General features: G+C 65.0%; 8 protein-coding genes. 3 read left to right on the plus strand and 5 right to left on the minus strand.

The window, feature by feature from the left end:
* Positions 1–2: 2 nt before the first annotated feature.
* Positions 3–1,001, minus strand: coding sequence for an ABC transporter ATP-binding protein (locus tag ABNQ39_RS16175; RefSeq protein ID WP_376961626.1), 999 nt, complete (start codon positions 999–1,001; stop codon positions 3–5).
* Positions 1,002–1,180: 179 nt separating this feature from the next.
* Here ABNQ39_RS16175 and ABNQ39_RS16180 point away from each other — a divergent pair, with 179 nt between their 5' ends.
* Positions 1,181–1,369 carry a zinc-finger domain-containing protein gene (locus tag ABNQ39_RS16180; protein WP_109049093.1) on the plus strand — a complete coding sequence of 63 codons (189 nt, stop codon included), beginning with the start codon at positions 1,181–1,183 and terminating at the stop codon, positions 1,367–1,369.
* A 28-nt stretch (positions 1,370–1,397) separates the two neighbouring features.
* Here the strand turns inward: ABNQ39_RS16180 and ABNQ39_RS16185 are convergent, their stop codons facing one another.
* Positions 1,398–3,164, minus strand: coding sequence for a protein kinase domain-containing protein (locus tag ABNQ39_RS16185; RefSeq protein ID WP_376961628.1), 1,767 nt, complete (start codon positions 3,162–3,164; stop codon positions 1,398–1,400).
* 63 nt (positions 3,165–3,227) lie between these two features.
* Positions 3,228–4,064 carry a formate/nitrite transporter family protein gene (locus ABNQ39_RS16190; protein ID WP_174469265.1) on the minus strand — a complete coding sequence of 279 codons (837 nt, stop codon included), beginning with the start codon at positions 4,062–4,064 and terminating at the stop codon, positions 3,228–3,230.
* 662 nt (positions 4,065–4,726) lie between these two features.
* Here ABNQ39_RS16190 and ABNQ39_RS16195 point away from each other — a divergent pair.
* The gene (locus ABNQ39_RS16195) at positions 4,727–6,784 is read left to right on the plus strand and encodes a sensor domain-containing protein (protein WP_376961631.1); all 2,058 of its coding nucleotides are present in this window, start codon (positions 4,727–4,729) and stop codon (positions 6,782–6,784) included.
* 42 nt (positions 6,785–6,826) lie between these two features.
* Here the strand turns inward: ABNQ39_RS16195 and ABNQ39_RS16200 are convergent, their stop codons facing one another.
* Positions 6,827–7,636 carry a LuxR C-terminal-related transcriptional regulator gene (locus ABNQ39_RS16200; RefSeq protein ID WP_376961633.1) on the minus strand — a complete coding sequence of 270 codons (810 nt, stop codon included), beginning with the start codon at positions 7,634–7,636 and terminating at the stop codon, positions 6,827–6,829.
* 721 nt (positions 7,637–8,357) lie between these two features.
* Positions 8,358–11,135 (minus strand): carbohydrate-binding domain-containing protein, encoded by a 2,778-nt coding sequence (locus ABNQ39_RS16205; protein ID WP_376961635.1) that lies wholly within the window; start codon positions 11,133–11,135, stop codon positions 8,358–8,360.
* Between the two features lie 342 nt (positions 11,136–11,477).
* Here ABNQ39_RS16205 and ABNQ39_RS16210 point away from each other — a divergent pair, with 342 nt between their 5' ends.
* Positions 11,478–12,695, plus strand: coding sequence for a glycosyltransferase family 4 protein (locus tag ABNQ39_RS16210; RefSeq protein ID WP_376961637.1), 1,218 nt, complete (start codon positions 11,478–11,480; stop codon positions 12,693–12,695).
* Positions 12,696–12,700: the final 5 nt, after the last annotated feature.

Consider the following 12,700-nt stretch of genomic DNA (forward strand, 5'->3'; position numbering starts at 1 on the left):
CGCTATGCCGCATGGATTACCCCTGTGTCGCTGTGAGCACCACCCGTCAGTTGGAGGAATATATCTTCAAGATCCGACTCTTCGGTCGTGACATCGACGATCCCAATTCCGGATGCCGTCAGAGCGGACAGGATGGCGCCGGCGCGCTGGCGGCTCGGCTGATAGCGGACGACCATCCGCCGCGGTTCCGGCAGTTCCACCGTATAGCCTTCCAGCGCGGGCGGGGCGGCGGTCAGGTCGCGCTCCAGCGTCAGGCACAGCGCCTTGTTGTCGACCCGGCGCAGCAGGGTGGTCTTCGGTTCGCACGCCACCACCTGTCCGTGGTTGATGATGGCGATGGTGTCGCACAGCTCCTCCGCCTCCTGGAGGTAATGGGTGGTCAGCAGGACGGTGGTGCCGGACTTGTTCAGCGTGCGCACATAGTCCCACAGCTGGCGACGCAGCTCGACATCGACGCCGGCGGTCGGCTCGTCCAGGATCAGCACCGGCGGGGTGTGGACCATCGCCTTCGCCACCATCAGCCGGCGCTTCATGCCGCCCGACAGCGAACGGGCATGGGCGTCGGCCTTGTCGGCGAGGCCAACGGCGTCCAGCAGTTCGTCCGTCCGCCGCTCCTTCTTCGGCACGCCATAGAGGCCGGCCTGAAGCTCCAGCATCTCGCGCGGGGTGAAGAAGGGGTCCATGTTCAGTTCCTGCGGCACCACGCCGATGGAGGCGCGGGCGCGGCGCGGATGGTCGGCCACCTCATGCCCCCAGATGGTGGCGGTGCCGCCGGTCTTGTTCACCAGCCCGGCGAGGATGTTGATCATCGTCGATTTGCCGGCGCCGTTGGGGCCGAGCAGCCCGAACAGGGACCCGCGCGGAATGACGAGGTCGATGCCTTTCAGCGCGTGCTTCGGCCCGGCTTTGCCGGTCGGCTGGTAGATCTTGGTCAGGCCGCGCAGTTCGACCGCGTTGGCCGGGAGCGAGACGGGCGTGGGGGTATCGGTTGGCGCGGCCATTGATCCTGAACCATGATGTTTGCGGTTTGCGAAAAAGCCCCGGCGTCCGGTGGTTTCCCCCGTTGATCCGCGGCGCGCGATGGGTATCATCCGGCCCGCGCGCGCGGAACCCTGATCGGGGACCCGGACAGCGGGCGTGTCCACGATGGCGTGAACCGGCGCGCCTGTCAAAACAGAGGATGACTGCTATGCAGCCGACCGAGACGATCCTTGTTGAAACCTCGACCGTCGGATGCGACGGCGGCGGCGGCGCGCTGGGCCATCCGCTGGTCTATCTCACGCTGGATCGCGAAGGGCAGGTCGAATGCCCCTACTGCTCGCGCCTGTTCAAGCTGAAGGACGGTGCCAAGGTCGCCCACGGGCACTGACAGCCCGTTCTTCCTGCTGGCCGGCCGGTCAGACCCGGCCGGCCAGCAGGATCAGCACGGCCAGCGCCAGCAGCGCCGACAGCCCCTGCCAGAAGGCCAGCGGGTTGCGCTCGATCAGCGGCCGGCGCCGCATGCCCGCCGCCTGCTTGCGCGGGTGGCGCAGGTCGTACAGGAACTCCGACAATTCTTGATAGCGCTTGGCCGGGTCCGGGTGGACCGCCTTGCGCAGCACCCCGTCGATCCAGGCGGGAACCGCCCGCCGGTCGTCCAGGGCGGTGCGGTAGACCAGCTTGCGCTGGCGCGCCCGCGTGGTGGCCGTCGCCGCATCGGCGCCGTAGGGCAGGCGGCCGGTCAGCATCTGATAGGCGATGACCCCCAGCGCATAGAGGTCCGACGCCGGCGTTCCGCCTTCCCCCAGCAGATATTCAGGCGCGGTGTATTGCAGCGTGCCCAGAATCTCGCCGCGGTCGGCGTCGGGCATGGTCTCCAGGATGCCGGGGACCAGGACCGATCCGAAATCGACGATCTTCACCGTTCCGGTGCCGTCGATCATCACATTGTCGGGCCGCAGATCCTGGTGCAGCATCTCCAGCCGATGGAAGGCCTGCAACCCCTTGCCGATCTGCTCGACGATGGCGCGCACGGCGGGCAGGTCGGGGTCTGGATGGTCGCGCATCCACTGGGTCAGCGTCTGCCCCTCGATATACTCGGTGACGACATAGAGGTGGCGGCGCGGCCGGCTTTGCGGCGGCGGTTTCAGCACATGGGGGCTGTTGAGCCGGCGGGCGATCCACTCCTCCATCAGGAAGCGGCGGAGGTGGGCGCGGTCGTCGCGCCGGTCGATGGCCGGCACTTTCAGCGCCACCGCCGGGGCCGCCGCCGGGAACATCGCTGAGCCGCCCGCAGCGTCCTGGGCCAGATAGACGTGGCTGCGGCTGCTGGCGTGCAGCTCCCGGAGGATGCGGTAGCCCTCGAACTCCGTCCTCGGCTCCAGCAGGGGCGGCAGGGGCAGGTCGGACAGCCGGTGGAACAGGTCGCCGGCATCGGCGTCGGGAACCGCCTCGATTCGGACGATCTGGAGGGTCAGGTTGTCGGTGCTGCCGCGCTGCAATGCCTCTTCCACCGCGATTCGGGCCGCAAGGTCGAGGTCGTCCGAGTGCCTGTCGATTGTGCTGATTAAAAATTCGGCATCGACATGCTCATAGACGCCATCGGTCGCCAGCAGAAAGACGTCGCCGGGTTCCACCGGCAACTCTCGGCAGTCGATCTCGACATGCGGCACCACGCCCATCGCCCGGCCGAGATAGCTGACCTCCGACGACACCACCACGCGGTGGTCGTCGGTCAGCTGCTCCAGCGACCGGCCGGCAATTCGGTAGATGCGGGAATCGCCGACATGGAACAGGTGCGCGGTGGCCGATTTCAGCACCAGCGCGCTCAGCGTGCAGGCATAGCCGCGGTCCTGGTCGTAGCGGTACTCGCTGCGCCGGTTCTGGGCGTGCAGCCAGGAATTGGTCGCCGCCAGAACCCGCTGCGCCGCCGTCCTGACCGACCAGCTTTCCGGCGTGCAATAATAGTCGGTCAGGAAGCTCTTCACCACGGATTCGCTGGCGATGTGGCTGACCCGGCTGGAGCTGATGCCATCGGCCAGCGCTACCGCGATGCCCTTCATGCCCAGCAGCGGCGCGGTCGGGATCAGCGCTCCATGGAAGTCCTGATTGGTATCCTTCCGTCCCTTGTCGGACCACTGGCCGATGGAGATCCGCAGCTCTTTCACGATACCGGCCCCGCTCAAGGAAAACTCCGCTTTCCCCGGTCCAGGGAGGACCGGGGAAAGCGGACGGACGGGCAGGGTGGCTTATTCGGCCGGTTGCAGGTGGGGCTGCGGCAGGCGGCGCTTCGGTGCCGTGCGGACATGGGTGGCGTAGAGCGTCAGGCCGGTGAAGGCCAGCCCGCCGATCAGGTTGCCCAGCACCGTCGGCAGCTCGTTCCAGATCATGTAGTCCATGACCGAGAAGTTGCCGCCCATCAGCATCGCCGACGGGAACAGGAACATGTTCACCACCGAATGCTCGAAGGTCATGCCGAAGAACAGCATGATCGGCATCCACATCGCGATCACCTTACCGCTGACCGAGGTGGAGATCATGGCGCCGACGACACCGGTGGAGACCATCCAGTTGCACAGCATGCCGCGCAGGAAGATGGTCAGCATGCCGGCCGCGCCATACTGGGCATAGCCCAGCGTCCGGTTCTCGCCGATGTGGGAAATGACGGTGCCGACCTTGTCCGGCGGGGTGGAGAAGCCATAGGTGAAGACCACGGCCATCATCACCGCCACCGTCAGCGCGCCCAGGAAATTGCCGACGAACACCAGCCCCCAGTTGCGCAGCACGCCGCCGATGGTGACGCCGGGCCGCTTGTCGATCAGCGCCAGCGGGGTGAGTACGAACACCCCGGTCAGCAGGTCGAAGCCCAGCAGATACAGCATGCAGAAGCCGACGGGGAACAGGATGGCGCCGATGATCGGGAACCCTGTCTGGACCGTGACCGTGACGGCGAAGACCGCCGCCAGCGCAAGGATCGCCCCAGCCATGTAGGCGCGGATGACCGTGTCGCGGGTGGACATGAAAATCTTGGATTCACCGGCGTCCACCATTTTGGTGACGAACTCGGAGGGCACGAGATACGACATGACAAGTCCCCTTGGAACAAGCGCTGAAAGAACGGCACGGCAGCGTCCGGTGCGATCCGCGCGGCACCGGTCCGGTGCGGGGCGGGAGGAGGAAGGACGCGTTGCGTGTGATTTGGGTGCGGGCCGCAGTCTTTGGGCCCGCGCTGGTCAAACCGCCGTTGGCTTGAACGGGAAGCCACTTTGCACGGGATGTGCCAAACGCTGGAATGCAGCAAATCAGCGGCATTGCGACCGCCGCGACGAGGCTGAAACGCAAAGAGGAAACGGTGTTGCTTAAAGACCGGGCAGCGCTGAATAAAAATCAGTCATTTGGACAAGAGCGATTGTGGGACCTGACAAGAGAGCGGCCGTCACCGCGAGCGCCATGGCGGAGAAATCTTTCAGAATTTTAACCGTCACTCGCAATACTATCGTTGCGAATCAATGCTCTGAGCAATGGTTCGGGTCGGATGTGCCGGTAATGGTCAGGAACGGTTACCTTTTTGTTATATTTTCCCTTCGTACTATGAGACAGTATAGGCGATGTCGCTTGACGGGCTTCATCGAACCGGCGTCTACTTTGCCGCATTGCGGAAAGATGGCAGTTCCACAATCGTTGTTTGAGTTGCAGGCCTATGTTGTTTCCAGGCGGTTCGGGATCGGCGTCGGATGAGGCGCGTACAATGAGGCACGACACTGAAGAGCAGTATCGCAGCATCTTCGAGAATGCTGTCGAAGGCATCTATCAGACCACCGTCGACGGTCGTTACCTGCGGGTCAATCCGGCGCTTGCCGATATCTACGGCTATGCTTCGCCAGAGGATTTGATCGCCAACCTCACCGACATCGCCTGCCAGCTTTATGTCGATCCGGGCAAGCGCGAGGCCTTCGCCGACCTGATGGCCCGCCAGGACCGCGTCCTCAGCTTCGAGGCGCGCGTCTTCCGCCGCGACGGCTCCATCATCTGGATTTCGGAAAGTGCGCGCTGCGTGCGCGACGCCGCCGGCCGCATCCGCTATTACGAAGGCACCGTCCAGGACATCACCGAGCGCAAGCAGCATGAGGAGAAAATCCGGCTGCTCGCCACCGTGTTCGACAGCGTCGCCGACGGCATCCTGATCGTCGATCCCGAACTGACCGTCCAGGCGATCAACCCGGCTTACGAGATCATGACCGGCTTCCAGCGGGAGGAACTGCTCCGCAAGCCTTTGGTGCTCTTCGCCCCCGGCTCGCACGAACGGGAATTCGTCGACGCCATCTGGACCACGGCGCGGCAGGCCGGGCGCTGGCAGGGAGAGGTCACCAGCTTCCGCCATTCCGGCGACGCCTTCGCCGCCGCCCTGTCGGTGACCTCGGTCCGCGCGCCGAACGGTGTGCTGGAACATTACGTCCTGACCATCGCCGACATCAGCCAGCGCAAGTCGCAGGAACACCAGATCCGCTATCAGGCCAGCTTCGACCGGCTGACCGACCTGCCCAACCGCTGGCTGGTCTGCGAGCGGCTGGAGGAGGCCATCGTCCGCGCCCAGCGGACCAAGAGCAAGGTTGCCGTCGCCTTCCTCGACCTCAACCGCTTCAAGCAGGTGAACGACACGCTGGGCCACCATGCCGGCGACGAGTTGCTGAAGTTGGTGGCCCGGCGCCTGCGCAACTGCACCCGCATGACCGACACCGTCGGCCGGCTGGGCGGGGACGAGTTCTTGATCGTGGCGCCCGATGCCGCCGACCGCTCCGCCGGAGCCCGGCTGGTGGAAAAAGTGCTCTATTCGATGTCGGAGCCGTTCAGCGTCCACAATCAGGAGCTTTTCTGCGGCGCGTCCATCGGCATCGCCTTCTATCCCGACGACGGCGAGACGGCGGACCAGCTTCTGCGCAACGCCGATCTGGCGATGTACCACGCCAAGCGCAATCCGGAGCACAAATACGTCTTCTACGACAGCGGGATGCGCGAACGGTCGGGCTTCACGCTCGGGCTGGAGAGCGACCTGCGCCGCGCCAGCGGCGGCGACGAGTTCGAACTGCATTTCCAGCCCAAGATTGATCTGGACGGCAACCGCACCATCGGGGCGGAAGCGCTGATCCGCTGGCGCCACCCGGTCCGCGGCGTGGTCAGCCCGGCGGAGTTCATCCCGCTTGCCGAGGAAACCGGCCTGATCTGGGAAATCGGCGCCTGGACCCTGATCGAATCCTGCCGGCGGCTGGCCGACTGGATCCGGCGCGACCTGCCGATCCCCTCGGTGTCGGTGAACCTGTCGCCGCGCCAGTTCCAGGACGCCCGCCTCGTCGGTTTCGTGCGCAGCGTGGTGGAATCGGCAGGCATCCCGGCCGAGCGGCTGGAACTGGAGCTGACCGAAGGTGCGATGATCGGCGACATCGAGAAGGCGGTGACGATCCTCAACGGGTTGAAGGACATCGGCGTCCGCCTGTCCATCGACGATTTCGGCACCGGCTATTCCTCGCTGGCCTATCTGAAGCGCTTCCCCATCGATACGCTGAAGATCGACCGCAGCTTCGTCCGCGACATCGTGAAGTCGACCACCGATCCGGCCATCGTCGGCACCATCGTCAATCTTGCCGAGAGCCTGGGCTTCGACACCATCGCCGAGGGGGTGGAAACGCAGGAGCAGGCCGACATGCTGCGCCAGCAGCGCTGCACCCGCATCCAGGGCTATCTGATCAGCCGGCCGTTGCCGATCGACCAGTTCGAAGCCTTCCTCGGCAACAGCGTGGTTCCGGCCTGACGCCTGTCCCCCCTCTCCCGCCGGGAGAGGGGATACCCCGGCTTACGGCGCCGTCCGCTCCAGGAAATACTCCATCTCCTGGATGATGCCGCTCTGGGCGGCCCACAGGGCGGCCTGGGTGCGGTTGCGGACGTTGATGGTCTGCATGATGTGACGGACATGCAGCTTCACGAGATCTTCCGTCATCAACATCTCGCGCGCGATTTCCTTGTTGCTGCATCCGTCCATGATCAGCTTCAGGATGCGGGCATGACGCGGATAGAGCCCGGGATAACCCAGCAGTTCGGTTTCATGCTGGGCCATCGCCCCATCCTCGCCACCGCGGCGCAGCGCGGTGGGAGAGAAGTAATCGAAGCATTCCTCCGGCACCACCGGCTCGCCGGCATGGATCAGGCGCAGGGACAGCACGAAAGCGGCCGGCGCCATCCGGTTCAGCAGATAGCCGCGCACGCCGAAGCGCAGGGCCATCCGCATGTGGTGGGCGGAAAATTCGTCGGCGATCATCGCAAGCCTGGCCTGCTCGCCGTACCAGCTGCGGAAGTTCCAGGCGTCGGTCTTCAGCGAGGCCAGATCGAACAGCACGATGTCGGCGGATCGGTCGGGATTGCCGTTTCCGGAGCCGTTTCCAGGCGGCGCCTCCAGCGTGGCCACGGCCCCCCTGGCGGAGAACCCGTCGGAATAGCGGTCGGCGGCGCCGTTCGTCCTGCCGTTCCACATCGTCTTGGGTGAAAGTCCAGTTGCAAGCCGGCTTTGCGGGTCGATGACCTCGAAGCAGTCATCCAGAATGTTCAGGATGGATTCGCGCAGCAATCGGCTTTGGTTGTGAACAATCACACGGATGCGATCGGACATGTCCGTCTCCCCCAGGAATAGACGAATTGGTGGACGGCATTGCGCGGCCGGAAGGCAGGCTTTTCCCCCCCTGGACGCTGTGCTTGGACGTCGGCGGTGCCGGTGCGTGGCAATTCAGGTTTGCCGGATTCTGATGCCCGGCGTCCGACCTTCGGCCCCCGTTCGGACCGTTGCCTCCGCAGTCTCCGATGCCGCCGCGCTTGGCCGCGCAATGCCGCAATTCCGATGGACGATGCACGTTGTATCGCTGGTGTCGTGCTCGCCCGTTCGAATTTAGATCAAACTATGATCCGGCACTCACGGCATTGTCTGCTGCACTTTTGGAATTGTTCCAGGCTCAGTGGGAGGGAGAATCACCCTGTCAGGGCGGAGCCTCATGTCAGAAGGACGGCAGTAATAAACCATCCTCGTGTGCGAGGATAGAGATGATTACCCGACAAAGACAGTGGGGGCTCCAAGGGATATCGCCAATCGTGACGAGTCCGAAGGGAAGGGAGCCAAACGATTTTGCCATACTAAGAAGAAAAAAACCATCCTAAAGCAACTTATATTAGATGGATTGACTTGTCATCTGTTCGATCTGCGCCAGTTCACCATCGATAATATAGACTCTTAAACAGCGGTTGCCAGGAGAATCTTCGTTGACCATGGAAACGAAAATGGAGCCCCTCCTGGACGGGGCTCCATTTTCGTTCCGGTTAGCTGCGTCTTGGCCGTCGCCTTATGCCGCCAAATCGTGGGTGATGGCGTAGACGCCGGTGTCCCAGCGGGCGATGGTGGTGTCGAAGCCGCCGACGCCGTTCACCACGTCGAAACCCTGGGTGGTGTTGTGCATCAGGTCCTGGACCGTGTAGTGGCCGTTGGCGAGCTGCAGTTCCACATGGGTGGCCACCGCCTTGCGCGCCGCGGTGTCGTTGAAATCGACGCGGTCGGAGGCGACGACGATCAGCCGGTCCTTCTGGTCGTAGAAACCGTAGCCGGTGATCTGGGCATCCGGATCCTTGTCGGTGAAGGTCAAGGGATAATGGTAATTCAGCGCCTCGTCGCCGATCAGAACCGGGGCCTTGGCCTTCAGGGCCGCGATCTCGGCATCGCTGAACAGGTTGTGCCCCTCATATGTGGCCTGCGGGATGATGAAGGCGCTGGGCGCGCTAGCCTTGGTCATCGATTGCAGGGCGGCATCGCTGACGTAATAGCCGAAGGGCACGCCGGCATCGTGCAGCTTGGTGATCGGCTCCAGCAATTCGCCGAGATAGGCATTGCCGATGGAGTTGCCGGCCGGCTCCAGCGCATTCATCGCCTTTTCGGCGTTGGCGCTGTAATAGAGCGCCGGGCCGAAGGGACGGGTCGGCACGATGTCGCGCAGCATGTCCAGCCAGGGCTGCTTCACCTCGCCCCAATCGTGATAGCTGCGCGACCACTGCTCTGCCGCCCGGCGGACGCCGCCCTGGTCGTCGGCGATCATGGTCCAGCCGCTCTGCAGCCAGGTCTGCTCCAGCCGGCCCCAGCCCAGCTCGTCGCGCACCGTGCCGGAGACGCCGGTGTAGAGGCTGTTCACCGCGCCCCAGTAATCGTCCTCCGACGAGGACATCATGTGGCCGAAATGGGCGTCCGGCGCGCGGGCGGCATGGATGCCCAGCATCGCCTGCTCGTAGGAGGCCGGGGCCTGCTTGTGCTGCATCTCGAAACGTTCGAGGGTCTGTACGTTGAACAGGATGTCCTTCTCGTTCATCGTGCCGGCGATCACGCGGGCATCGACGCCGGCGAATTCGCGCATCGCCGCCGGGGTGAAGGAGACCTGGGTGGTCAGCCAGGCCGCCTTGCCGGTGTTCTTCACGATGGCGTCGTCCAGCGCCTTCCAGCCATAGGCCCAGCCGTCGACGAAGTAATCCAGCCACTGGGTCGGGTGGTTGTCGACGATGTCCTGTGCCTGCTGCGCCAGTGTGCTGCCGGCCACCTTGATGCCGGTCTTGCTGCTGAACTCGGCGATCATGCGGGAATTGAAGAAGTCCATCACGCCGGAATGCGGGCTGCCGTCGAAGAAGTCGGCCAGCTCATACCCGCGGGTGCCGGTCAGGGCGGACAGGCGGCCCAGCTTGTCGGCCATCCAGTCGGCATAATGGGCGGTGCCGCCGGTCCAGCCGGCCGGCGCGTCCTTGGCGTCCAGCGGCATCAGAGGGCTGACATAGCCCCAGCCATAGGGGTTGCTGCTGTCGGAGTTCAGGACATTGCCGTCGCCGTCACGTCCCAGATACTGCGGATGGGCCTTGACCCACGACACCCACGCCTTGTGGCCGCCCAGATTGGCGAACTCGCCACCGTTCTGCGAGAACTCGAAGGTGTCCTCCCACAGCTGCATGCCGATCAGCGGCATCACCCCGTCGGCCAGATGACCGGCGGCGACGTCGCGGGTTTCCTTCAGATGGGCGGCATTCGCGTAATCGGGCACCGATTCCCAGAACAGGTGCTGCGGCGCCAGCCCACGGTCGGCGCCCCAGGAGATTGTCGACACGTCCGACATCAGCGGCGGACGATCGCTGCTGACCCCGGCGCTGGCGCTGTGGTCGTTCTTCGGCAGTGTGGCGGCCGGCGCCGTCGGAATTGTGGGAGTGGTGGGAGTGGTCGGCGCCGTGGGGGTGGTCGTCGTGCCGCTCGCCAGCATGTCCTTGCTGACGGGAATGCTGAGCGTGCCGTTCCACCACAGGCCCTGCTGGCCGGCGATGACGTCCTTGCCGTCCAGCGCGCCGCGGTCATAGGTGACGCCGGCGGCGGTCGAGGCGACGCTGTGGCCGTTCACCACGACGGAGCCGACATAGAGGCTGCGGTCCTGGCCGTTGACGACGGCGTCGTTGTCGTACTGGACCTGGACCTTGTGCGCCAGGGCCGGATCGAGATCGACCGTGAACTTGTAGGCGGTCTGGCTGGTGGCGGCCACCTTGGCATCGCCCACCATTTTGCCGTCGACCAAAAGCTTGAAGTGTGGCGGCACGCCGCCGGCGCTGGCGCCCCAGGCGTTGACGACCACGCTGAAGGACTTGGTCGCCGCCGGGCTCGCGACCACCGCCTCGGCGGGATCGGTCGCCGTGGGAGCGGGGAACAGCGAGGCGGGCAGCGGCATGTTCAGGGCGCCGCCCCAATAGAGACCCTCCTGCCCCTTCACCACGTCCTTGCCGTCGACCGCGCCCTTGTCATAGGTGACCGACGGATCGGTGACGGCGATCGAGGTGCCGTTCACCGCCACGGCGCGGACGAACAGGTTGCGGTCGGCGCCGCCGACCATTCCGTCATTGTCATAGACGAGCTGGAGGTTGTGCGCGCTGCCGGCGGCGACCTTGGCGGTGATCGTGTAACGGCCTGCGGTGCTGCTGTTCACCGTCGCCTGACCGATGGTCGCACCATCGAGCTTGAGCGCCAGATGCGGCCAGATGCCGCCGGCAGCCTGTCCCCAAGCGTCTATCGCAAAGGTGACATCGATGAGATTGGACTCGGTGGACGACATCGGCACGACTCCTATTAATCGGATATTAAGATCTTCCAAAACGGGGTTACCCGTATCGGTTGGATTACCCTTCTCGTTGGGAGTAGTCGCACGAAAGTTTATGTAATTGAGAGAGTCAATCTTGGGACATGACTCTGACTCATCTTTGACTCTTCCAAAGAAATCGATTTTGAGTCCGCGAATGCTTTAGACGCTGAAAGACTGAATCCGACATCGGCAGTCTTAAGCCTGTTGTGTGGGGATCGTATCTTTCGTTTGTTTGGTGTCCGCTCCGCCTCCATGGTCCACTGCGGCACGAACCGCCGCCGATACCGCAGATTAGGCAGGGCAGGAGATCTCCCCATGCGCACCGAATCCCTGCGCATCGCCGTCGTTACGCAGAAGATCGTCCGCCATGACGGCCAGGGCCGCGTGAACGCGGTCGTGGTCGACGAACTGCTTCGCCGCGGGCACGAGGTCGTCGCCATCGCAGCGGAACTGGCGGAGGAGCTGGCGCGTCATCCGCGCCTGCGCTGGGTCCGCATCGACGGGGGAGGGGTGCCGACGCAGTTGGCGAAGGACCAGCTGTTCGCATGGCGGGCCAGCCGGGCGCTGGCACGGGAAAGGCGCCAGGGGAAAGACCGGTCAGGCAAGGACGGACCGGGGATCGACCGGGTGGTGGTGAACGGCTTCGTCAGTTGGGCGCGGTCTGACGTGAATGCGGTGCATTTCGTCCATTCCGCCTGGATGCGCTCCCCCACCCACCCGATCCGCAAGGGCGTTTCGCCCCTGTCGCTCTACCGGGCGCTCTACACGCTGCTGAATGTCGGGTTCGAGCGCTGGAGTTTCCGCCGTGCCGGCCGGCTGGTGGCGGTGTCGCGCACCGTGGCGGACGAGTTGCGCCGGGACGGCATCGCGCCCGGGCGGCTGAACGTGATCGACAATGGCGTCGATGTCGATGAATTCCATCCGGGAACGCCGGATCCGGCGCTGTTCGGCCTGCCGCCCGGCCGGCCGGTGGCGTTGTTCGTCGGCGATGCCCGCAGCGACCGCAAGAATCTGGACGGGGTGCTGCGCGCGCTGGCCGAGGTGCCGGATCTGGCGCTGGCGGTGGTCGGCGACGAGCGGGGCGGTCCATTCCCGGCGATGGCGCGGGCGTTGGGGATGGAGGATCGGGTCCGCTTCCTCGGCCACCGCCGCGACGTGGCGGCGCTGATGCGGGCGGCCGACCTGTTCGTTTTCCCGACCCGCTACGAGCCCTTCGGCCTCGTCCTGCTGGAAGCGGCGGCGAGCGGCCTGCCGGTCGTCACCACGCGTCTGGCCGGCGCCGGCCGGCTGCTGGAAGACGGGGCGGCCATTTTGCTGGACAGCCCGGACGCCCATGCCGAGCTGGTGCGGGCGATGCGCAGTCTGGCGGCCGACCCGGCGTTCCGCCGCCGCATGGGCAAGGCCGGGCGCCGCATCGCCGAGAGCCAGGACTGGTCGGTGACGGCCGGGCAGTATGCCGATCTGCTGGAGGCGGGGGGATTCTCGGGTCGGGCGGTCGAGGGGCGGGGACTGTTGGCCGGATCGGCCCCCTGACCGGG

The organism is Azospirillum sp. A26 (assembly GCF_042604635.1).
Classification (GTDB): domain Bacteria; phylum Pseudomonadota; class Alphaproteobacteria; order Azospirillales; family Azospirillaceae; genus Azospirillum; species Azospirillum palustre.

Bases quoted from the DNA above. Each gene is read 5' to 3' on its own strand.
- ABNQ39_RS16175 (WP_376961626.1), bottom strand. From the start codon at position 1,001: ATGGCCGCGCCAACCGATACCCCCACGCCCGTCTCGCTCCCGGCCAAC.
- ABNQ39_RS16180 (WP_109049093.1), top strand. From the start codon at position 1,181: ATGACTGCTATGCAGCCGACCGAGACGATCCTTGTTGAAACCTCGACC.
- ABNQ39_RS16190 (WP_174469265.1), bottom strand. From the start codon at position 4,064: ATGTCGTATCTCGTGCCCTCCGAGTTCGTCACCAAAATGGTGGACGCC.
- ABNQ39_RS16195 (WP_376961631.1), top strand. From the start codon at position 4,727: ATGAGGCACGACACTGAAGAGCAGTATCGCAGCATCTTCGAGAATGCT.
- ABNQ39_RS16200 (WP_376961633.1), bottom strand. From the start codon at position 7,636: ATGTCCGATCGCATCCGTGTGATTGTTCACAACCAAAGCCGATTGCTG.
- ABNQ39_RS16205 (WP_376961635.1), bottom strand. From the start codon at position 11,135: ATGTCGTCCACCGAGTCCAATCTCATCGATGTCACCTTTGCGATAGAC.
- ABNQ39_RS16210 (WP_376961637.1), top strand. From the start codon at position 11,478: ATGCGCACCGAATCCCTGCGCATCGCCGTCGTTACGCAGAAGATCGTC.